This window comes from Halothece sp. PCC 7418 (assembly GCF_000317635.1).
GTDB lineage: Bacteria > Cyanobacteriota > Cyanobacteriia > Cyanobacteriales > Rubidibacteraceae > Halothece.
Map to the genome: position 1 here is coordinate 269,092 of NC_019779.1, position 22,400 is coordinate 291,491.

15 protein-coding genes are annotated in these 22,400 nt (G+C 43.5%); 7 read left to right on the forward strand and 8 right to left on the reverse strand.

What is annotated here, in order from left to right; all coding sequences use genetic code 11:
* Positions 1-85 precede the first annotated feature (85 nt).
* Positions 86-5,047, reverse strand: coding sequence for a hormogonium polysaccharide biosynthesis protein HpsA (gene hpsA, locus PCC7418_RS01210; RefSeq protein ID WP_015224353.1), 4,962 nt, complete (start codon positions 5,045-5,047; stop codon positions 86-88).
* Positions 5,048-5,587: 540 nt separating this feature from the next.
* Here hpsA and PCC7418_RS01215 point away from each other — a divergent pair.
* Complete coding sequence (locus PCC7418_RS01215) at positions 5,588-5,809, forward strand: hypothetical protein (protein WP_015224354.1); 222 nt, start codon at positions 5,588-5,590, stop codon at positions 5,807-5,809.
* A 65-nt stretch (positions 5,810-5,874) separates the two neighbouring features.
* Positions 5,875-6,465 (forward strand): 2OG-Fe(II) oxygenase, encoded by a 591-nt coding sequence (locus PCC7418_RS01220; RefSeq protein ID WP_015224355.1) that lies wholly within the window; start codon positions 5,875-5,877, stop codon positions 6,463-6,465.
* Here PCC7418_RS01220 and PCC7418_RS01225 read toward each other — a convergent pair.
* The 5 genes from PCC7418_RS01225 to PCC7418_RS01245 all read right to left on the reverse strand — a co-directional run bounded on the left by PCC7418_RS01225 (position 6,462) and on the right by PCC7418_RS01245 (position 12,411).
* Positions 6,462-8,519 carry a M48 family metalloprotease gene (locus PCC7418_RS01225; RefSeq protein ID WP_015224356.1) on the reverse strand — a complete coding sequence of 686 codons (2,058 nt, stop codon included), beginning with the start codon at positions 8,517-8,519 and terminating at the stop codon, positions 6,462-6,464. The genes PCC7418_RS01220 and PCC7418_RS01225 overlap by 4 nt on opposite strands.
* Before the next feature lie 720 nt (positions 8,520-9,239).
* Complete coding sequence (locus tag PCC7418_RS01230) at positions 9,240-9,746, reverse strand: hypothetical protein (RefSeq protein WP_150107014.1); 507 nt, start codon at positions 9,744-9,746, stop codon at positions 9,240-9,242.
* 89 nt (positions 9,747-9,835) lie between these two features.
* A complete protein-coding gene (locus PCC7418_RS01235) occupies positions 9,836-11,146 on the reverse strand; it encodes a glycoside hydrolase family 15 protein (protein WP_015224358.1) in 1,311 nt (436 codons plus the stop codon).
* Positions 11,147-11,223: 77 nt separating this feature from the next.
* The gene (locus PCC7418_RS01240; RefSeq protein WP_015224359.1) at positions 11,224-11,793 is read right to left on the reverse strand and encodes an HD domain-containing protein; all 570 of its coding nucleotides are present in this window, start codon (positions 11,791-11,793) and stop codon (positions 11,224-11,226) included.
* 81 nt (positions 11,794-11,874) lie between these two features.
* Entirely contained in the window at positions 11,875-12,411 is a 537-nt protein-coding gene (locus PCC7418_RS01245) for a phycobiliprotein lyase (RefSeq protein ID WP_015224360.1), read from the reverse strand.
* 136 nt (positions 12,412-12,547) lie between these two features.
* On the opposite strand from PCC7418_RS01245, the gene PCC7418_RS01250 reads away from it, so the two are divergent.
* The 3 genes from PCC7418_RS01250 (at position 12,548) to PCC7418_RS01260 (ending at position 16,830) form a co-directional block, all read left to right on the forward strand.
* A complete protein-coding gene (locus tag PCC7418_RS01250; RefSeq protein WP_015224361.1) occupies positions 12,548-13,648 on the forward strand; it encodes an ABC transporter ATP-binding protein in 1,101 nt (366 codons plus the stop codon).
* Positions 13,649-13,751: 103 nt separating this feature from the next.
* The gene (locus tag PCC7418_RS01255) at positions 13,752-15,482 is read left to right on the forward strand and encodes a serine/threonine-protein kinase (RefSeq protein ID WP_015224362.1); all 1,731 of its coding nucleotides are present in this window, start codon (positions 13,752-13,754) and stop codon (positions 15,480-15,482) included.
* A gap of 88 nt (positions 15,483-15,570) precedes the next feature.
* Entirely contained in the window at positions 15,571-16,830 is a 1,260-nt protein-coding gene (locus PCC7418_RS01260) for an S-layer homology domain-containing protein (RefSeq protein WP_015224363.1), read from the forward strand.
* Here PCC7418_RS01260 and PCC7418_RS01265 read toward each other — a convergent pair.
* Complete coding sequence (locus PCC7418_RS01265; RefSeq protein ID WP_015224364.1) at positions 16,816-18,519, reverse strand: hypothetical protein; 1,704 nt, start codon at positions 18,517-18,519, stop codon at positions 16,816-16,818. The two genes, PCC7418_RS01260 and PCC7418_RS01265, sit on opposite strands and share 15 nt — an antisense overlap.
* A 201-nt stretch (positions 18,520-18,720) precedes the next feature.
* On the opposite strand from PCC7418_RS01265, the gene PCC7418_RS01270 reads away from it, so the two are divergent.
* Positions 18,721-19,296, forward strand: a complete 576-nt coding sequence (locus PCC7418_RS01270) for a Uma2 family endonuclease (RefSeq protein WP_015224365.1) — start codon at positions 18,721-18,723, stop codon at positions 19,294-19,296.
* Here the strand turns inward: PCC7418_RS01270 and PCC7418_RS01275 are convergent.
* Positions 19,293-20,240, reverse strand: a complete 948-nt coding sequence (locus PCC7418_RS01275) for an ABC transporter ATP-binding protein (RefSeq protein WP_015224366.1) — start codon at positions 20,238-20,240, stop codon at positions 19,293-19,295. The two genes, PCC7418_RS01270 and PCC7418_RS01275, sit on opposite strands and share 4 nt — an antisense overlap.
* An 81-nt stretch (positions 20,241-20,321) precedes the next feature.
* Between PCC7418_RS01275 and PCC7418_RS01280 the strand changes: the two genes are divergently transcribed.
* On the forward strand, positions 20,322-22,370 hold the full coding sequence (locus tag PCC7418_RS01280; RefSeq protein ID WP_216086662.1) for a DUF3769 domain-containing protein: 2,049 nt from the start codon (positions 20,322-20,324) through the stop codon (positions 22,368-22,370).
* Positions 22,371-22,400 lie beyond the last annotated feature (30 nt).

Sequence of the window (22,400 nt, forward strand, 5' to 3'; positions counted from 1 at the left end):
CTTGTTCATAACAGCTTAATTGGGATGACAATCTTTTAGTGAAGCCCTCAGCCCCTTGGCAACTGAAGCTGAGGTGACAACAAACTTATTCAGGACAACTTTCATCAGGGTAAATCTGATCGCCGTCGCTATCTTCGGCACAGAGTAAACCTTGGCTATAAGGATCATCGGCGGGGAGTTCTTTATAAAACTCACTCCGACGAGCACTAGTGGAAAAGAGACGATCGGCTACAGGTCCAGGTGGGTTATACAGTAGCCCTACATCATAGCCCCAACGGCGAGTGGGTGCACCATAGTAGTTATTATTGCCACCGGCATTAATGCCAGGCTCCCAGTTGCCATTGTCATAGTGTCCAGTGCCATAGGTACTGAAGTTTAACTGAATAAAAGAACCTGCAATATTCAGGGCATGATTCCAATTTTCATTAAAGCGGGGATAGTTATGTAATCCGCCGTAAGAGCGCTCACCATGCTTCCCGCCACTAGGCATGACTGGTGTGATGGCACTGACAAAGACCGTATTCACTGTTACCGACTCCTTACTCTTGTTTAGAGTTCGGCCAGCAGTGATTCCTTTATAGTTATCAAAGGTTTCCCAAGTCGTCGGGTTACTGTCTGTCCCGTGCTCAAACTCCCCGTTGCGCGAGACCCGAATCGGGGAAGTATCATCATCGGGATTTTCTCGTCGCCAGTGATCATCGATACCGTCTTCATCCTTGAGCGGGGAATTAAGAAAAGAGCTCTTCTGCTTACTGGCATCACAGTCCGAGGCATCGTCTTGTGTAATCCCACTTTCAATATTGCCATCGCAGAAGTTCGTGGAAAGAACAGTAATGGCATCAGACAGAATTTCTGTGGGTCGCCACAAGTCTTTTTCGGGGTTGGCAAATTTAGTCTCTATTGTGCTGCGGTTATAGAAGTTACCCCAGTTGTTGTTCAGAGACTCTTCAAATTCTTCGAGCTTATTACCGCTACTATCCTGATGGAGATTGAAATCCCCTTGGATATAAATCGGTTGGTCGCTGATTAAAGACATTCCGCGGTCTGTCCCACTGCGGTCTAAGCGAATCCCATTGATGAGTCGGAAGCCATGAGGGCGACGATCCGGGTCGGGGAAAGCATCGACGGGTTTCGGGCTAATGCCAGTTGTGGCATTCACGGGAGGGTCATTATTGTCAGAGATATCCATGTGACAGGTATTGTCGTTTTTGAAGTCGATTAACTTTTCTTCGGTATTACAATTTGCCCAAGTATCCCCTGCTGGTCGCGCGATCGCGTCTTCCCGAACCGCATCTTCTCGAAAGGCATAAACTACCCCACTATTGGGGATCCAACTTTCTCCGCCAATAGTACTTGATCCCTTATCAACCGAACCGCTTTGATTACCAGTAAGCAAGGAGAGATCCATTGTCAGCGTGCGTGCTGCCATCAGTTGCCGACCATTTTGAATCACGCGATCGAGCATTGAGGTATAGTAAGTTGTCCCGTCATAAGTAATCTCATTGAGACTCACTTCATCAACACCAGTCTGAGCACTGGTTGTCATCGGTAAACTCAAACTGTCTATCCCCTTGGGTTGCAGCGCGATCGCGCTGGGATCAACTACTTTATATCGATCATTACCCGTTGTACTCGGATTAACCGTGCCACTGATATGAGGATCAGCGATATACTCTTCGCCACTAGGTTGTGTTACTCCCGTTCCATCCCCAGTTCCATCGTGATCATGGCTATCGGTGGGAAAGATATAGTACAGAGATGGATATTTGGGTTCAAAGCTAGCACCACTATGACCGCCACAGAAGGTAATGGCAAGTCCTAATTTCTTTTCTTCTAGACCTGAACCAGACCCCTTGACCAGTGGGTCAAAAATGTCTGGATCGCAGCCTGTTTTAGGATTGATAGTGATTCCACTACCACCGCCCTTATCCTTATCCTTATCCTTATCCTTATCCTTATCCTTATCTTGACCTTGACCTTGACCTTGGGCAAGCATTAAATGATGTGAATTAGCGTTATCAAATACAGCCTGTTGGTACTCAGATCGCTGAGTGTGTCGATCAAAAGCAGTAAGTTGAACCGTCTGATCGTCTCTTTCTGGAGTACCATTCAGCATACTTCCCAGATGGGACTTCACTTGATGAGCGAAAGCAAAAAATTGATCTAACAAGTGACTTGCATTGTTACTACCCCCACCACCATTGGTTTTATAGGTGGTTGTATAGTCGGATTGACCTGTTGCCGGATTCCAATTAGAACTTGAGCCCTCTGTAGTGGGTAAACCAGACTTAAAGCCCAACTCGCGATCGCGCTGAATTTGTGAATATCCGCCAGTGGTTTGACTTTCCACAAAGGCTTTTATCGTGTCAATATCACTTTGGTCAAAGCTGGATAACCCTGGGTCTTCTTGAAGGGCTTCCAGATATTGTTCCGAAGTGAACAGGTTAAAGTATTCCTCTAGTTGTGCCTTAGTCAAATCGCTTTCTGAGGCAACTCCGAAATAAGCAACTGGATCTTTAATTAGCTGATCACTATCCTCACTATCAGTCGAACTCGCTAAGCCGTCATTAGCTGGATTATCATCATTTAAAACATCTTCATTTTCGATGTAGTTGAATACTCTTTGACTAGAGCCTGTTGGCATCTTAATCAAGGAAATTAAGTGTTGACCGACGGCAACAGCAGAAGGACTTGTCAGGTTATTAGCATCAGTCTCTGCGGTTGCTTGTTCTTCTTCTGTCAGTGCTTTTTCCAACTGGATATTATGCCCGAGCATCCCCAAGTTACAAGCAGCGGTGTGAAGCGTGGTTTTATCCGCTAAACTCAAATCCGCATACTTAATCCCGGTATCATCTAGCCGATCCATCACCCGTCGTAAATTGGAGAAATCTCCCCACATCGTCAAATGAGGATAAGGATGAGTAATGTTACCCGATGTTTCCTGTGTCGGCGGAAACGCGCCATTGGGATCTCCAGCAAAGTTGGCGAGATTAGTCAGCGCAAGGTGAAGAGCGCCATCTTCATCATCAATAGCTGTAGCAAAATCACTGGCACTGGCTGCGGGAGGGTTAAACTCCCAACCGTTCGTTCCTTGTCCTTCAAAGAAGTTGGTGACTATCGTTGTTGTGGGGTTATCTGTGCCATCATCAGTCAAATCAAGGCTGTCAGTGTTAAAGGTGGTGCTATTCGTAATTGTCTCTGCTGTTCCTGCATGAGCAGTCGTCGCAAGACAAGCAACAGGGAAATCTTTATTGTCCGCATGATGATAAATTGCAGTTGCTTGCACCGCAGCGAGATTATCGCGCCAAGTCCGTTGTTGGCGATATTCATTATCGCGATCGCTGATCGGTTGACCGCTAAAGCCATTCTCTGCGGGATACAGGGGATCGTCATTCCCTTGCCAACCAAAGGCATTCCCTAACTCTAACCGCTGTCCAGTAATCACGCGCAGCCCTTCCACATAGGCGCGTCGTTCCCAGTAACCATCTAACCCCACTTCATCCAATGCTTCCGAAGGGGGATTGAGTTCAAGCAAGTCATCGCGACTGCTTGGGATTTGAGTTCCGATATTGCTGATGGTTACCTGATCAGAGGCTTCTCGCCCATAGTTAGGTCTTGGACCCCAACGGTCATCGGCGCGGTAGGTATCATCCACATACGGTTTATCTTGTCGTTCGTTAAAGATTCGTTTGGCGACATTTGTATCTTTCCAGTCAGGGTCGCGGACGCTTGTGTTGCTATAATCATCGTTATCGTCGGAATCATCACTATCGTAGCGCGATTCCATCGTGTCTTCTGTAAATAATTTCAGCGGATCGACGGAAAATTTATACTTGCCGTCATTTTTGTAACTGTCCTTTCTAGAATCGCTCCCCCTAGTTAGTGAAACTTCTTTGTTGTTTGAGTCAATATCAACCTTATTGTTACCTCCTGAGGGCTCAATAATGAGTTGACCTTGAAACAAGATATTATTGTTTTCATCAACCACTTGATTTAAGGTGATATCAGAAGCACTCTTCGGGTCTATACATGATTGGGGAGCACTGGCTAAGTAAAACCGATGTTTCTTGTTGTAAATTATTAAATTGCCATCGGTGTGCATTGCCCCATTCCAATTAAAGTCGGGACCTGCGTGAACCAGTAAATCGTAGCGAAACCAAGCACCAAACTTATTCCCTTTATCTAGCTGCCGATCTTGCTGAAATTCTAGAGCAGAAACACTCCTGGCTGCATCATTTTGATTGACAACCACAGCATTGATCTGAAAGTTTTTGCGCACCGTGGCACTATTGATTGGAAACCAGCCTTGGGCTGAATCTCCTACTTCGACGGTACAATCAGCCGAGCTCGTCACTTTTTTATTAATAGAGAGAGGACCTGAGCGGGTGATTAAGTGAGAGGCTTTGTCGCTATCAGAAGATTGAAGTAAAACATCTGCTGTCCCATCATCATCAGTATCTACTTCTGAATCCATTAAGACTGAGTAAGTAATCGTTTCTGTGCCCTGTCCATCTAGGTTGGTGGTGTAAGACCAAGCATTATCTAAAATACCGTCGTTGTTGATATCAACTCGTTCTTCATCGGGAAGTGTATATAAATCCTCTGTTAAAGCAGTAACATCATTAGTACCATCACCATCTAAATCCACTGCCTGATTCCTCATCATAGCGGACAGATAGTCCTCCCCTGGAATGCTGGTGGGGAAGCGAGAGTCACTTTGAAAGAGGTATTCTAACTTTGCTTTTGCGCGATCTATGGCAGGACTGGCATAGTTGTAGATAATTGTATTCTCGCGATCGCGAATGACTTGTACAGAGCGATTAGTCGTCCGAATCAAAATCGACCCCACCACCAAACTGAAAACTAGCAAGGACATGGTAATCGTTGGTAACAGAAATCCTGCTTGAGCATTCGGGCGAGCACTCAAAAAATGAGCTCGCAATAACCAGTTTAGCTGTCTCTGAGTCACAACTTTAGACTGCTGAAGGATTTGAGCACAGTACTGGTTCAAGATTTGGCTGGTTTTGTGTTTTTTATTCTTATCCATAACACCCTCTTTTTATAAATTCGGTTATCTCTGATGCCTTCGCTTAGCTGGTTGATATTAAAGTAGGGAAGCAACTGCTTTCCACTTAAGACTCACTCGATCATGAATTAACCGAGTCATCCTTCAGACACAGATCAATTTTTTTAAATATTTAGTTCTAACTATCCTCGCCTTATGATTCCCCATTATTATACGATTTATATCATGATCGTTTAAATCTATATACTTTGATACATTCCGATGGCTGGTATTATAAAAAACATCTTTTTTTCTATGTAATTAAGTAAGTAAAAATACGGGAATAAGGCATACAACCAATCATGAGGATTAACAGAATGTACCATAATAAATATGATTAATGAATGATCAATTCTCGATTTTCAAATCATATTTCCTTGCGGGTTTAATATTTCTTTGAAAGCCTATAGCAATCCCATAAGAATTGTAAGTTAATCCCCCTTTCGCCCCCCTTGGTAAAGGGGAGAAACAAGGAAAGATCAATTAATCAAGTTTTTACGAATGAATTAGGTCTGCTATATTATGTCTAAGTTTCATCAAAAAAGGAATAGTCCCAAAGGCAAGAAAAAACAGCGTCCTTTTAATATGGCTGCTGTTCTTGGTCTCACAGTCGGGCTATTTGTCATTATTTATTTATGGGACTTTGCGGTGCAGTCTTATTTTGCGCCTCCTCCCGAATACTCAGAAGAATATCAAGACACCTATCGCCAACTTAGAGAACAAGATCCAACCAAGAACGAATAACAAATAATGTAAAGACGTTCCATGGAAAATCTCTACTGCAATCAACAGATGAAGTTAAAAAGATCATGCAGCATTCTTATAGTTTGACTCCTTTGGGTCACGAAATTTATTTAGTGGAACAACTTTTAGAGCCATTTCTCTGTCAACATCTCATCCAAGTAACTGAACATTGTCAGTTACAAGAAGCTGCCATTGGCGTGCAAGAAATTGATTCCGATGTCCGTAAAAATAGCTATTTGAAGTTAGGCGGTTTCGACTCACTTTTGCAATCAACCAATCAACTCCTCATGAATAAAATTAAGATTATTCAAGACTTGTTGTTCCAACACTATGGTCTGGAGTTTCCTTATACAGAAGCCTGTACCATCTTGCGCTATCAAGCGGGAGAATTTTATCAACGTCATGTTGATAATTTACTGCTGACTAACCGCTTTGAGGAAGTCAAACAAGGGATTCCCACCCGTGATATTAGCGTTGTTGGGTATCTCAACCATGGTTTTGAGGGCGGTGAGACCTATTTTGATCGGCAACAGATTAAGGTCACTCCAGAAGAAGGATCAGTTTTGATATTTCCATCATACTACACTCACCCCCATGCTTCACTACCCATTCACAGGGGCGTGAAATATGCCTTTACCAGTTGGTTGTTTCACTAAGCTGTAAGAATGATGTAAGACGCAAACACGGACACTGCAAGGGCTAAGCCAGTGAGCCAAACTGGATAACCAGTCTCAAGGCTCTCCTGATTTTTGAGGATGATTTGGTCAACATCGATCCAAACTTTGCCAGTGCGACGAAACCAGCCTTGGACAGTCACTGTTTCATTAACGAAATCATTGAGGTGTTGAGAGGACAAGAGTAAGTTGCCGATCCAGCCAAATCGAGACAGAAATTGCAAGGACACTAATCCTTCTTCTGTTTGTAGGATAATATCTTGGCCTAACCAGTTATTAATGCCTTTTCGTCCCAATAGTTTACCTTCTAGATAAATCGGTTGACCGTCTGGCGGGACAATCTCAGTATTTGCGAGTAATGCAGGAAGAGAAGGGGCTGCTGTGGGATTATAAATATTGGGAAAATAGGGGTTAATCCAAAAAATAATGCAAAAGCTAAAGGTGATTAAAGCAAAGGCATCTAGAAAAGGTAAGGCTTGATTGACCCAAGAAATGTGTTGTCCGCCAAAAAGTTCGATTAACCAAAAACTAATTTTGAACACAGCAAAGAAAATAAAACTGGTCAGACAAGCACTTTGGAATAGGGGTAAGGCGAGATAACTGTCCTTTAATTTTTCGTAACGCTCTGCATTGGTTTTCACCCGAGGAGTAGCACTGGGAAGTTGTAACTCGGGTTGGAGCTTCCACATGATGGCATAGCGAGAGAGAACATAAAGCCGATCCCCTAAAAGTGGATGAGAATTGAGCCAATTCAGCCAGTGACGATACGGGTTGAGACAATCCCAAGAGAGGGCAGTTTCAAAGGTGATGTTGGGGGGAATACTACCTATGGTGATTCCCTGCTGATAGCTAATGGGGAGTAAGAGATCAAAGCCTTCTAATAGGTTAGGGGTGTGTTGGGTTTGGGTAATGTCTTCACTGATTCCGATCGCGCTTTTGACCAGAGCCCGCGTCAATGCGTTCGGATCACCAGTGACTTGAGCAGCAAATCGATCACTGTAATAAAATCTAGTTTTTGAGAGCCAGAGTAGGGGAAATCGCCACAGTAAATAAATCCCGTAAGTTAAGCCCACGCCCACCGCAGCTATTCTACGCCAGAGTCTAGATCGTTGATCTCCCCACTTCGAGAGGGCTTGATAGGCAGTGTAGGGAATTTGAAGCAGGCTAACCGCGATCGAGAAAAAGATCACATCTCCTGTTTTATGGTGTCCTATTTCTGCTGCAACCAGTGTTCCTAACTCCACTGCTGAGATTTGTTCTAGAATCCCTTTACTCAGCACTAAATGATATGTTCCTGGAAGATGACCGTACAAAAAGAGAAGGGGGACTGTTGTTGCTGCAAAATCGAGATGGGGAACCGATCTTTTACTTTGACGACAGACTTGTTTTAAGTGACGAGCCCTTTCAGGATAATCACGGGAAAACGCTTCCCAGTTGAGGGGACGGACTTGATAGAGGCGGTGTAAAAGAGTCTGCAATAGCCAAGGGGAAGCAATCGCAAACAGACCGAGGCTAACCAGTAAATAGGGGGTAATTTCTTCGGGAATCGTCGGAAGCCAAGGGATTTCAAATAAAATCCAGTTGATTGTTTTTAGGCAAGTTACAATAGTGAGTTCAATCAGAAAGAACAGCGCGATCGCGCCCAGCAGTCCCGCCATCCAAACTCGCCTCATTTTCGGTTTTTTGAGACGTTGCCAGTGTTTTGCCCCTTCCGCGTTACGCCATTCCCGCTTTTGGGAAGGAGAAGACGCAACTGTAGCTGATTTTTTCGCCCGATTTGACTGTTTTTGGATGTTTTTTAAGATTTGCAGCGCCCAAGGGTGTTCTGAATCGCTTTGGATTAAACTCCGACATAAAGCCACGGCTTTCGCCCGATTGCCATTTTTTAGATACGCGGAGACAAGAGCTTTTTGAGCGCGAGTGAGTAAGGTGGGGTCATTCTCATTTTGACAGCAAGATTCTAGATGCGCGATCGCGCTTTGATAATCTCCCGCTTCTAACGCAGCTTCCCCTTGATTCAGGATTGTCTCTGACATTTTCTTTCAGAACAAGTCATTAGTCATTGGTCATTAGTCATTTGTTATTTGGTAACTGGTCACTGTCCTTAACCGACTAAGAAATGCTATAAATAGTGATTGATCGTTGAATTAAAACGTATTAAACTTGATTTTGCAATTAGGAGCAGTAGGTTGGGTTGAATACTGTGAAACCCGACACTAACTGAGTTTCGTTGGCTTACGAGTCACTACCATGCTAACTTCTTTACTATCCACTATCCACTGTCAACTATCCACTGATAACTGGTCACTGGTCATTGGATTTTGATACAGGGAAGACAACCATTTCCAGATCGACAATAACTTCTCTTCTAACCAGCAGTAGGTTGGGTTGAATACTGTGAAACCCAACACTAACCGAGTTTCGTTGGGTTACGAGTCACTACCATGCTAACTTCTTTACTATCCACTATCCACTGTCAACTATCCACTGATAACTGGTCACTGGTCATTGGATTTTGATACAGGGAAGATAACCATTTCCAGATCGACAATAACTTCTCTTCTAACCAGCAGTAGGTTGGGTTGAATACTGTGAAACCCAACACTAACCGAGTTTCGTTGGGTTACGAGTTGCTCTCACCCAACCTACTCTCTGTCAACTCACCGAGTTTCGTTGGGTTACGAGTTGCTCTCACCCAACCTACTCTCTGTCCTTAACCGACTAAGAAATGCTATAGATAGTGATTGATGGTTGAATTAAAACGTATTAAACTTGATTTTGCAATTGGGAGAAGTTCCTTGTAAATTACAGGTATAAGTTGCGAGACAATCTTCTTGCTGACTCACTAAACTTAAATTGTAATTATACTCCCGAGCCACCGTTCCAAATTGATTAATTAAACTGTATTGATCCAAATAGTCTAAAGTTTGCCAAAAGCGATTATTTACGACTAAATGAATCATTTTCGTCCCAGGATTGGCTTCCCAATCGGTAACTAACTTGCCATCTAAGGGATCATATTTTTCCACGGCCCACCATAAACTTGGACTACTAATTTCAGTTTGTGAGGGGTTTGTTGCTCTGACAATTTCTTTGTCGCCCTCCTCTTGGTTGCGAATTTGAAAACCTGCCCGAGTCCCATTTTCTGACGGGGCAATTTCACAACTGGTTTTTGCTAAGGATTGAGCCCAAACAACTGTTGCTAAGTTTGCCCAAAACAACGGAATCATAGAGATGAGAGAGAGCGTTTTTTGCAATGACATCTTCATTTGTTCTTTGGGTAGAGATGTTCTAGGGAACTTCTTTACAGGGAACGTCTTTACATTATATATTTTTTCTCAGAGAGGGAATATTAATTCTTCAAGCTGTTTTCCATTTCTTTTAGGGCTAAAACCAAATTCGCTTGTGTCCACAGTAAAGGGGTGGCATCACTGGGAATATATTCTCCATTTTCACGATAATATAATTCTGGACATTGGTAAGCACTAAATTCACGATTTTTCCCCGTAATTTGTCCTAAAGCACGATTCAGATAATGGGTTTGTTGCTGTAAATAATAGGGAGCAGGCGTTTGCTGATATTGCTGTCCAAAAATAGCAGAAACAATGGGATCAAAAATACACCATTGTGCTTCTTCTCCTGGTTTTAAGAAAGCGTCCCGTTTCTCTATTTCATTACTAAATTCTGCGGTGCGTTGTTCTTGACTTAAAATCTGTTTGTAGTTGGGAAACCAGAAAGAGTCACCAAGATAACGAGAAATGCCATAGTTCCCTTTTAACATCTCTAAAGCGCGATCGCGCACTTTAATTGCCATTGTCTGGGATACCACTTGCAAGGGATAAATTAAAAACAGTAACGCCCCATCGGTTTCTCGCTGTTTCTTGGGATCAGTTTGCAAACATTCTGCTGGGAGAATTTGAAGAAGAGTTGTATTTCCTTTTTCCATTAAATCATTTAACAGTTGCGGTGTAATCACTTCTCCGTCATACTGACAACAGTGGGCGACAAAATCTGCCTTGAGATTCAGTTGTTTCAGTCCTCTTAATCCTGCGACAACGGTTCCAATACTAGAGGCAGAAATCTTGCGAGTTTCTTCCCAATGTCCACTGTCTTCATCTTGCCAGTACGCGATCGCGCGAAAATAAAGAGGAAACAAGGCTAAAGTTTCCACATCCGACTCACTCACTTTCAGCCACCCATCTCGCGCTAACAGACAATAAAACCATAAAAAGTAACCCAGAGCGTCATTTTGGGCATGGGGCCAATATTCTGGGTTTTCTTCCAGTGTTTCTCCCTGAAAGCGAATGTGAGGGCGGTTCATCACATCTTGGGCGAGGCTGGGTTTTTTAATAATCTTTTCAAAGCGCGATCGATGCTTCGTGAAATACGCCATCAAAGTTTGTGCATTTTTCACCGCAATTTCAGTTTTTCCCCAGATATAATGGGCATGGGCAACATGAATATTATCCCGCACCCACACATTAGAATATCCCGTATATTCGGTTTTATCATCTAAGACTGCAGCCGGAAACAAACCATTTTCTAATCTTGGAAACGTTAAGGTCTTTTTCTCAACCAGTAAATCTAATAGTGCTTTTAGATCTGAATCAGAGTAGCGCGATTGTATAAAACTGAGTAACTCTTCGTTATGAATAATGAGCATTATCTTGGTTATTCGCTATTTGTTGAGTGTTATCAACCTCAATCTTACCGTTGCCTGTTGCCTCAACTCACCACACCCTAACCATAAGCGATAGCTTCTAACTGATCTACGACAGTTGTCAATTCTTCAACAATCGGGGTCACATTTCTTTTCCGAAAAGCACTGACTAAACTACGATAATACCACAGCGTTCCCTCTTTTCCACCCCGAAAGCGTTCCCAGATCTCTTCACCTAGAGTTTGATAGTCTCTCAAAATAGAACGGGCATTATGAATCTTATCCGCAGCAGAAATCAAAGCGACCTGATCTGACATCTTGGGAATATGGGCGATATAGGCTTCTTTGCGTTTTTGCCACGGGGGTTTTGGGGTTTGATCCGACTCCGTACACCCATCCACTAGAGTGGTCACTCTCTCCCCAAACTGTAAACGAATTGTTTCTCGGGTGGCAGCCCCGCCTTGGTCTTCTATGGCATCATGAAGCAGAGCAGCGATCGCGCAATCTTCATCTCCTCCATATTCCAGCACCAGACTGCATACGGTCAGAAGATGAGAAATATAAGGGCTGTGAGAACCTTTGCGCTTTTGCTTCAGATGGAGATCATTGGCAAAGGTGAGAGCTTGGCTAAAACGGGGAGAAAGTTTCATGAGAGTGGAGAAGCCATCAAGCGTTTTCTTCTTCTAGCATAAGAGATCAAAGGAAACTTCCAACTCCTCCTCTCTCCATCATTAACTAATCCGTGTTTCTAGATATTGAATGATCATCATTTCTTCTCCGGCTCGGGAGATAATCGTTTGGCGAGTGCGATAACGATCACCAATGAGTTTCAGTTCTTCTTCAAAGGCAGATCCGTTATATGCAGTCCGCAACCAAAGAGTATTGGGATCTTTTAGGGTATAGTCTGCAGTAATCGGTGTTGCAATGGCAAAACCGCGATCGCGATATAAGGTGTTTCCTAATGCTCCGAATAATGTAGAATCCTCTGACAGGACTTTTCCTGTTGCGTCATCTGTGCTGTGCCAACTGACTTTTGCACCACACAAAAACGTATTGCGGGGGAAATGATGTAATCCTTCTAAAATAGCCAGTTCTTCACTTCCCGCCTCTAGAAAGTCGATTTGCATATCGCTAGTGACTTCTTTCACCTTACCATCGGTTAAAGTATAGTAACGGCGTTGGGAGAGCCAGTGACCTGCGGTATTGTGGAAAAACTGGCTGATTAAGGGTTCGGTTTGGGTTAAAACGGGGCTTGATTGTACTTTCACGGATATCCTCGCGCTAACGTGCCTTACCAGAAAAGTTTACTTTTTTGGTATTCACTTTACATTGTTTAACAAAAATAAAGCAAATTGCTTCCATCTGCTGTAATAAATTTAGCGGAATCGGATCAAAATCAAACGAATGGCAAAAGTTGAACTGCGACAAGTCTCACGACGTTATGGTAAAACCAGTGCAATTGAGGAGATTTCCTTGAAAATCGCGGATGGAGAGTTTTGTGTTTTGGTGGGGCCATCTGGTTGTGGAAAGTCAACCCTGTTACGCGCGATCGCGGGACTAGAAACGGTAACTGAAGGCGGTATTTACATCGCGGATCAACTGGTGAATGACATTCCAGCGCGCGATCGCGATGTTGCCATGGTGTTTCAAAATTACGCCCTTTACCCACACCTCAGCGTCGCTGAGAACTTAGGATTTGGCTTAAAAATGCGGAAAACTCCCCCTGAAACGATTCAACAGCAAGTGCAAAAAATCGCCCAGTCTTTGGGAATTACGCACTTGCTCAATCGTAAACCGAAACAACTCTCTGGGGGACAACAACAGCGGGTTGCCCTTGGACGAGCCATTATTCGGCAACCACAAGCCTTTCTACTCGATGAACCCCTTTCTAACTTAGATGCTCAACTGCGAGAAGAAACCCGTGCTGAACTCAAACGCCTGCATCAAGAACTAGGTATTACAACCATCTACGTCACCCACGACCAAGGAGAAGCAATGACCCTCGCTGAACAACTGGTGGTGCTTGAGCAAGGACACATTCAGCAAATCGGCACACCAGACACTGTGTATCGTTTTCCAGCGAATCAGATGGTGGCTGGCTTTTTAGGTAGCCCTCCCATGAACTTTTTATTGGTGAAATATGCTGAGGGGCAATTCCATTGTGGCGAACAGTCTTTAGTGAGTCCTGATCGGATCGAGCAATCCCTTGATCTCAATGCAGAAAAAACATTTTCTCTTGGCATTCGCCCAGAAGCCATTTCCGTTGCTGATGCTTCTTCTCAGGAACACTTAGAAACCTTAAAAGTTAAAATAGACCTCATTGAACCTTTAGGTCGAGAAACCTTGTTGCGCGGTCAGGTTTTAGGTACTGATGAGAGTCTGAATTTCTTGGTATCGGGGATCTGGCAGGGTCAACGGGGGGAACACCTGAGTGTCAACGTGGATGTCAATCAATTATTGATTTTTCGCCAGACGAATGGAGAAAGACTTTATCCTAAAAATTGATAGGACATCATTGATCAGAGATAATAGTTAAAAGGTTTTACTTATAGTCGTATTTACAAGCCATTGCTGATCCTCAAAGCCATTAGGACGTTGTGTAACTCTCATGGTCAAAAAATTAGAAAAAATTATTGGTGAACGCTACCAAATTCTTAAGGAACTAGGGAGAGGGGCGTTTGGTCAGACCTATCTCGCCCAAGATTTGCAGCAACCCACTCAACCCAAGTGTGTGGTTAAGCACCTGAAACCGCAAGCCAGTGATGAGTTAACCTTAAAAGAGGCAAAACGACTCTTTGTCAGTGAAGCGGAGGTATTAGGTAAGCTCAGTGATAGTCCTCAAATCCCAAGTCTCATTGCTTATTATGGTGACAATTTTTGCTTAGTTCAAGAATTTGTTGATGGGCATGATTTAAGTAAAGAAATTCGAGTGGGACATCCCCTCAATGAAGAACAAATCATTGCCATTCTCAATAACCTTTTGCCAGTGCTCAGTTTTATCCATCAGAATAATGTCATTCACCGCGATATTAAACCCTCTAATATTCGTCGCGCTAAAAAAGATGGATCTTTGTTTTTAATTGATTTTGGGGCAGTGAAAGAAATTAAAACCCTCGTTTTGACAGGAGATGGGCAGCCGAAACCCAGTATTGTTGCGGGAACTCAAGGGTATATGCCCCCAGAACAGTTACGAGGAAGACCCCGACTCAATAGCGATATTTATGCGTTGGGCGTGATTTGTATTGAGGCGTTAACTGGAAAAGCAGCGACGCAGTTGGAAGAAGATCCAGAGACGGGAGATTTAAAGTGGCGAGAAGGACTAGAGGTTTCTGAGGAATTGGCAGAAATTTTGGAGACGATGACCCGAGCCGATTTTGGGGAACGGTATCAGTCTGCAGAAGCAGTGATCAAAGATTTAGAAGACTTAAATAAGACTGGAAAAACGGACTTAAAAGAACGGATTAAACAAAAGAAGCGCGATCGCGCTGGGAAAAAATGGTATTCTTGGCTGCCATTAGGGGGAGTTGCAGTGATGGTGGGCTTAGGAATCTTCTTGTTTCCCACGATCCGAGCCGTTTATTTATTTAATAAGGCAAATGGATTAGTGCGAGAGGGAGAATATCGGGACGCGATCGCGCTCTATGACAAAGGCTTAGAGAAATATGCAAGTTCGGCACAAGCCTGGCTGAATCGGGGGTTTGCTTTGGCTCAGTTGAGACGATTTGAAGAACAACTCTCCTCCTGCGATCAAGCGTTAGAATTTAATCCTGAGTTTGTGGAAGCCCTCAATTGCAAAGGATTAGCCCTTGATGAGTTGGGACGAAATGAGGAGGCGATCACCTTCTTTGAGCAAGCAGTGCAACTCGACCGAGATTTCTATCAAGCCTGGAATAATCAAGGGGAAGTCTTAATGGAACTGAAGCGTCAAGAAGAGGCTTTAGAAGCCTTTGATCGAGCAAAACTGTATGATCCAGACTACTTATTTGCTTGGAATAATCGCGGGAACGCCTTATTTCAGCTTGAACGCTATGCTGAGGCGATCGCTGCTTATGATGAAGCAATTGAAATCAATCCTGAGTATCCTTATCCTTGGAATGGAAGGGGAAATGCTCGCCGTAAGCTGGGACGTTACGAGAAAGCCATTGCTGACTATGATCAAGCGATCGAACTCAAATCTAACTTTTATGAGGCTTGGTACAATAAGGGACTGACTTTTCTTGCGATGGACGAAAAAGAAAAAGCACTTGCAGCATTTGATGAAGCGGTGCAAATCAAACCCGATTATCAAGCAGCCATTAATCTGAGATCCAAACTGCGCGATAATCTAAGTGACCAGTGATCGCGCTACGCCCTGGAAAAAGGAGAGCGGGAGAAAGGGACTTGGGGAACCAAGAACCAAGAACCAACAACAACGTTACTATAGTTTCATGTCTTTATTCAAGCAGAAATTCAGTCTAAGTCTCTTCATCACTGTCACTCTTCTGACAGCTTGTAGTGAGAGTATTCAACAAAGCCTTGCCCCTGATCCAAAACTCCAAGAACAAGAAAATACAACCTCTGAATCCTCTCCTGAAGAAACTTCTAATGAAGAACCTTCCCCGCAACCTGAAAATCAACCTCAGCAAGAGCCGACCGCGCCCCAACTCTCAGAAGCTGTTCCCGACAATATTCCATTATACCCAGACGCAACCTTAACGGGTCAAGAAACCAGTACAGAAACTGAATCGGGTACGATTGAACTAAGGGCGACCAGTGGCATGGACACGATTGCCAGTTTTTATGAGCAAGAATTAAGACAGCAAAACTGGGAGATTGTTACGCCTTTTTCTAGTGGTGCAACGATTGGTAAGCGTATTGTTAGGGCGGAATCGAATACACTAGAACTCAAGGTGACGATTTTTGAAGCCGAGGCTGGAGAAGAAACGAATCAAATCCTAATTGAATATCAACCGCTTACTGAAACCAGCAGTACCGAAACCTCACCAGAAGAGTCCTCAACTGAAACACCGACCACTCGCACCTTTACCGATTTAGAGCAAACCCCTGACCCCTTACAACCTTATGTGCAGGATATGGCGCAATTGGGACTTTTAAGCCCTGTTGAGAGTGACAACGCACAGGGAAAGCAGTTTGCACCGAATGAAGTGATTACCCGTCGTACCTTTGCCCGTTGGCTTTTTAACGCGAATAACCGATTTTATCGCGATCGCGCCAGCCAACAAATTCGCCGAGTCCAACAAGCACCAACCCCTGCTTTTACCGATATTTCTCCCTCAGACCCCGACTTTGGCATCATTCAAGGTTTAGCAGAAGCTGGCTTAATTCCGTCTCGTCTCACGGGTGATAGTACTGTTACCCGATTTCGCCCTGATGCACCCTTAACCCGAGAAACGCTTTTACTCTGGAAAGTTCCCCTCGATACCCGCAGTAATCTCCCCTCTGCAACCGTCAATACAGTTAAGGAAACTTGGGGCTTTCAAGATGCGGGAAAAATTGATCCTAAAGCCCTAGGCGCGATCGTTGCTGACTTTTCTAATGGGGAACAATCCACCTTACGGCGGGTGTTTGGCTATACCCAACTCTTACAACCTGAAAAAGCCGTCACCCGTGCTGAGGCGGCGGCTGCATTATGGTCGTTTGGAACGCAAGGGGAAACAATGACAGCGAAGGAGTTAACCCAAAACTGATCCCTTGAGGTTTTCTTGTCCAAACAAGGCTTTACTGTTCGATTCTCCTGCTTGTTTCAGTTGGCGCGTCAGTTGCACACTGGAACCGATAATGGCGACCCATTGAACCAGTAAGGAGAAGCCAAAAGCAGATGAGTTAATGAGAAATGCAGACAGGGGGAAAAAGGTAAAAGTGATTACATCGGGTAGTTGTAGAATGTTGCCAGCAACAGTAGGCACAAACATCAAACTGCTGAGGATAATCATGGCGAAAATGCTTCGTTTCTGGGTTTTCATCAGCAGCACCAGTTGAGTAATACAAGCATAGACTAAAAAGACACTACCAATCGACAAGAGTCTCACCCCAATCTCAGCCCGTTCATTATTGTTTAAGGGGAAGAAAACGATCGCTGTAGCAATAATTAAGCAGTTGAGAAGTAAGTTTAGCGTGATCGCCCCAGTTGCTGGACTCTGTTCACCCTGAATTAAATCTACAAAGAGATTACGACCTGCTTTACTATTTTTTTGATGGCGATATCTTGCCCAATCTTGTAAGGTTTGGCGATGGGGAGAAAGGGCAACAATTAATAACAGAAATCCCACAAATTCAATCGTGAATAGGATTGGAAAATTGTCTCCGCTTCGGTACTCATTAAAGGTCATAAACCCTAACAAAGAAAGGGTTAAACTAGCACTAACCCCATAACTCATGGCTTTACTTAAAAGGGTGGCATGGTTATTATGGAAGCGTCGTTTTAAGCCTTGCCAAATCCAATACGTCCACCAGGCATAGTTAACAATTAACAGCGCGATCGCGCTGGAAGCAGAGTTCCAAACGGGGAAGTTATACCAATGCAACGTCATCGCATCTTTGAGATTAAAGTAGTCGATGGTATCTAGGGAATGAGGCGTTTCTCCAACTAAATAAGGTAAGACTTTTCCTGGATAAAAGAGGGTCAACCAATCGGATGGATCATGATTAACCAGAGCATCATTATATCCACCTAATGTTGTTAGCCAAAGGAATAAAAAGACAATTCCTGTTCCTAACCAAGATTGAAAACTACCTAAACCAGCCGTCACTAAGCCATAGAGAAGGGCTGCACTAAAGAAAAAGGCGCAACTTGCCACTACCACTAAATAAAACCCTAAAATTAAGCTGAGGGGAATTTCAGCACTGATTCCAGCGACTAAATGCAGCGGTAATGCTAATAACATCACTGTATAAATTAAAATCGGAACTCCCAGAATTTTTCCGACCAAAAGATTGGTCACCGAACGAGGACTGAGACGAATAAAACTTAAAGTTCCACTTTGTTCCTCTTGAGCAAGATCACTAATTAAAACATACGTTCCTGCTGCTAATAAAACAATTAAAAAAGCAGCCGTTAAAAACGTAAATAAATCAAGCCACCACAGGGGCCAATTAACAATTAAATTTCCCGCCGTATCTTCCAAACAATAATTATTCGGAGGATTGTGCATTTGCGCTGCACTTAAATCTTTTGCAGGTGGGGTTCCAATACAGTAGCGATTCACTCGATTCGCTACAGAAGGAAGTTCCCCCATAAATCCCAAAAAAATCAACAGTTGGCTTAATAAAGATGCGACTATTGCAATGGAAAGATTGCGACCTTTCCAACGTCCTTTGATTTCTCGCACCAGTTGCGGATTCCAGTCACTGATGCGCGATCGCGCGGATTCTAGCATATCAACAACAACTCCTTATTGCTTTCTCGTTATGACCGAGCGTTAGACTACCCTAACCATGGACACTTGACCATCTGTCCCACTGCTTGCGGTCGTTATAGAATTGGCTTCAGTATAGCTCGTTTCAACTTTGACAACGAATAATCTTAGTTAAGTTATTGAGTTAACATAATGATTAATTCGTATTTCAACTTGAAGAAAATGGTTACAACAACTCCTCATTACACTCCCCAAGAATACTTAGAGTTAGAAGAAACAACAGAAGAAAGATCTGAATATCGCGATGGAGAAATTATTCCGATGACGGGCGGAACAACCAACGACAATGAAATCTCACTCAATTTAGCATCTCACTTTAAATTTGGCTTAAGAAAACGTAATTATCGAGTTTATATTGGCGATATTAAAGTATGGATTCCTCGTTATCGTCAATATACTTATCCTGATGTGATGGTCATCTCCGGTGATCCGATCTATGCAGATCAAGGAACAACAACCGTCATGAATCCCATTTTAATTACAGAAGTTTTATCGAACTCGACTAAAAACTATGATCAAGGAGATAAATTCTCCGCTTATCGTTCTATTCCCGAACTGCAAGAATATATTTTAATTGACCAAACGCGATATCATGTCATGCAATATGTCAAGCAAAATGATCAGCAATGGTTATTAACTGAATATCAAGATCAAACCGCAAAAATTGTTTTTGAATCCTTAAAGTTTGAAATCACTTTACTGGATTTGTACGATGGAGTTGATTTCAATCTCGCTTAACTGGCTTGTTTATGATCCAGTTGTAAAAAGAGTTTTTCTAAATCTTGTTTTTGCGTGTGAAATTCGGTAATTTGAAAGCCTAAATCCAGCAGCGATCGCAGCAATTCTGATTGATCATTTTCCGTTCCGCTAAACTCAACTTTAATTTGCTTTTCAGAAGCCATCACTTCATAAGTTTCAACGCCTTGAAATCGCGATAACACTTTTGCTAATTCTTCCACTCGATCAACAGTAGAAATGATTAATTCTTGTTGGGGATAACGTTGGTAAAGATCAGCCAAAGAGGTACTTTCGACTAAATACCCTAATTCCATAATGCCAATAGATGTACAAAGTTCGGCGAGATCGCTTAAGACATGAGAAGAGATTAAAATCGTCATTCCCGCTTCTTGTAACACTTTAATAATCTCTCGAAACTGTTGACGAGAAATGGGATCGAGTCCAGAAACAGGTTCGTCTAACAGTAATACAATCGGTTCATGAATAATGGTTCGCGCTAAACTCAACCGTTGACGCATTCCTCGGGATAAAGTTGAAATCAGACTTTTGCGCTTCGAGGTCAGTTGAACTAACTCCAACACCTCTTCTAAGCGACGACGGAGTTGCGGTTGACGGAGATAATAAAGGCGACCGAAATATTCTAAATAATCCCAAACCGTTAGATCATCATAAAGGGGAAAATCATCAGGAAGATAGCCTAAGCGACGCTTGAGAGGAAAATAAGAGTGATTAAAGCGTACTGGTTCATCAAACCAATAGACTTCGCCTACTGTTGGTTCTTCTACCCCTGCTAGCATCTGGATGAGTGTGGTTTTTCCCGCGCCGTTAGGTCCGATTAATCCATAGACTTCTCCACTTTCAATGGTTAAGTCAACATCATAAACCGCTAAAGCGCGATCGTATTGTTTTGTGAGTCCGCGAGTTTCAATGGCTAAATCGTTCATGGTCACATTCTAAAGTGAGACATCAAGAATTGATAATGAGGGCACTTTCTGCTCCAATGATAGTCAACTAATAAGCAAGAAATGACATATTATCGCTGTCAATCAATGTTATTTGCTGATGTTCCTCCTTCTTCCCAACCCGCCCTAGAAACGATTGTTCCCACCCATAATCCCGATCAAGTGGCTTTCCTTGAACCGCTAGATCCCATTAACAGTAGAGAAAAAATTACCCATGTTCAAATTCAGGTGCGAGGGGGACAAACCCAACAGTGGAAAATTGCACAGGGGGAGACCTCCTCTCCTCAAGGGGTGTTGGAAGTGATGGCGGATCGTCAAACTTATAATCCGCAAACACAGGTGATTACAGCAGAAGGAAATGTGACGGTGCGCTTCGCGCAAGGAGTTTTGGTTGCGGATCAGTTAAAAATTAATACGGAAACTCGGATGGCGGTGGGAACTGGAAATGTCAGTTTTCAGCGCGGGGAACAAGTTTTAAACGGCGATCGCTTCGAGTACAATTTTCTGCAAGATGAAGGGGTTATTAAAAACGGAAGTGGAGAAGTTTATCAACCGACTCTCAGCCGTGATATTTCTTTTGGCTTAAGGGGGAGGAGTGAAGACAATTTACCCCCAACGCCAGTGGAAGATGAACCGATTCAGGATGTGGCGCAAGAAACCCAATATCAGTTCTCTGTGGGAGGAGGACGCGGAGTAGAAAACTTTTCCTCTCCCGAGACAGGAGGGGGACTGAATCGCTTGCGTTTTGCTGCGGATGAAATTGTCATTGATGGGGGAAACTGGACAGCCACTAATGTTCGGATTACCAATGATCCCTTTTCACCACCAGAATTAGAACTGCGTGCGGATACAGCACAGTTTCGTCAACTGGGTCCCTTACGAGATGAAATTGTGACCTCGGATCAGCGTTTAGTGTTTGATGATGGGTTATCTGTTCCCATTCCCCGTAACCGCATTGTTTTAGACCGACGGGAACGATCGCCAGGTCTGGTTGATTTTGGGTTTGATTCTGACGATCGCGGTGGCTTATATCTTGAAAGAGAATTTACCTTATTTGAAACACCGACCTGGAATTTTCAGGTTACCCCGCAATACTTTGTTCAACAAGCCTTGTTAGATGATTCCATTACCGATGCGGGTGTATTTGGAATTGAAGGGGAACTCACTGGACAGTTTAGTCCTCGCACTCGTTTAACCGCACAAGGGGAACTGACAGGGTTTGAAGAGGATGTCTTAGAAGATAACTTACGAGGAAGTCTGCGTTTACAACAAGCAGTTGGACGAGGAAGCGGACAACATAATCTGAGTTTAGAAGCTAGTTTTCGCGATCGGCTGTTTAATGGGTCTCTGGGTTTTCAAACGGTTCAAAGCAGTATTGGGGCTGTGATTGCATCTCCCAACTTTACTTTGGGTGAGAGTGGGATTAATTTACGATACCAAGGAGGCGTTCAGCGCGTTAATGCGGAAACAGATGTGGAAGAATTGCTAGAACCGAACCGCGAAAACGATCGCGTGACTTTGACTCGGTATCAAGCAGCAACTGGGTTAAGTTGGGAAACCTCTCTCTGGGAAGGGGAAACATTACCCGCAACCGCAGAACAAGGATTACGCTATACCCCCAGTCCCGTTCGTCCCAACCTGCGTTTAGAAACAGGAGTCACAGGAGTCACCAGTCTTTACAGTAATGGCGATGACCAAAACTCCCTGAGTTTAAGTTTAGGATTGAACGGACAATTTGGTCACTTCTCCCGAGAAACCTTAGACTACACCAGTTTTAATATCAGTTATACGCAAGCGATTGGCGATGGCGAATCCCCTTTTGAATTTGATCGGTTGGTGGATCGCAAACGCCTTTCTTTTGGGGTTCTGCAACAAGTTTATGGTCCCTTTCTCGCGGGAGTTCAAACCTCCATCAATCTGGATGATGGTGACGTGATTAGTAGTAATTTCATCCTTGAATACTCTCGTCGCAGTTATAACCTACGCCTCCGCTATAATCCAACGCAAGAAATCGGTTCGGTTTCCATTCGGATTAATGGCTTTAACTGGAATGGATCGTCAAATGCGTTTGATCGGGTGCGGTCAGTTGAGGATGGTGTCATTCAGGAGTGAATTACGGTAAAACGGAATTTGAGATTTCGG

Excerpts from the sequence above, each read along its gene's own strand:
- hpsA (WP_015224353.1), bottom strand. The coding sequence starts at position 5,047 with ATGGATAAGAATAAAAAACACAAAACCAGCCAAATCTTGAACCAGTAC.
- PCC7418_RS01270 (WP_015224365.1), top strand. The coding sequence starts at position 18,721 with ATGGTTACAACAACTCCTCATTACACTCCCCAAGAATACTTAGAGTTA.
- PCC7418_RS01215 (WP_015224354.1), top strand. The coding sequence starts at position 5,588 with ATGTCTAAGTTTCATCAAAAAAGGAATAGTCCCAAAGGCAAGAAAAAA.
- PCC7418_RS01225 (WP_015224356.1), bottom strand. The coding sequence starts at position 8,519 with ATGTCAGAGACAATCCTGAATCAAGGGGAAGCTGCGTTAGAAGCGGGA.
- PCC7418_RS01260 (WP_015224363.1), top strand. The coding sequence starts at position 15,571 with ATGTCTTTATTCAAGCAGAAATTCAGTCTAAGTCTCTTCATCACTGTC.
- PCC7418_RS01220 (WP_015224355.1), top strand. The coding sequence starts at position 5,875 with ATGCAGCATTCTTATAGTTTGACTCCTTTGGGTCACGAAATTTATTTA.
- PCC7418_RS01255 (WP_015224362.1), top strand. The coding sequence starts at position 13,752 with ATGGTCAAAAAATTAGAAAAAATTATTGGTGAACGCTACCAAATTCTT.
- PCC7418_RS01250 (WP_015224361.1), top strand. The coding sequence starts at position 12,548 with ATGGCAAAAGTTGAACTGCGACAAGTCTCACGACGTTATGGTAAAACC.
- PCC7418_RS01275 (WP_015224366.1), bottom strand. The coding sequence starts at position 20,240 with ATGAACGATTTAGCCATTGAAACTCGCGGACTCACAAAACAATACGAT.
- PCC7418_RS01235 (WP_015224358.1), bottom strand. The coding sequence starts at position 11,146 with ATGCTCATTATTCATAACGAAGAGTTACTCAGTTTTATACAATCGCGC.
- PCC7418_RS01230 (WP_150107014.1), bottom strand. The coding sequence starts at position 9,746 with ATGTCATTGCAAAAAACGCTCTCTCTCATCTCTATGATTCCGTTGTTT.
- PCC7418_RS01280 (WP_216086662.1), top strand. The coding sequence starts at position 20,322 with ATGACATATTATCGCTGTCAATCAATGTTATTTGCTGATGTTCCTCCT.
- PCC7418_RS01240 (WP_015224359.1), bottom strand. The coding sequence starts at position 11,793 with ATGAAACTTTCTCCCCGTTTTAGCCAAGCTCTCACCTTTGCCAATGAT.
- PCC7418_RS01265 (WP_015224364.1), bottom strand. The coding sequence starts at position 18,519 with ATGCTAGAATCCGCGCGATCGCGCATCAGTGACTGGAATCCGCAACTG.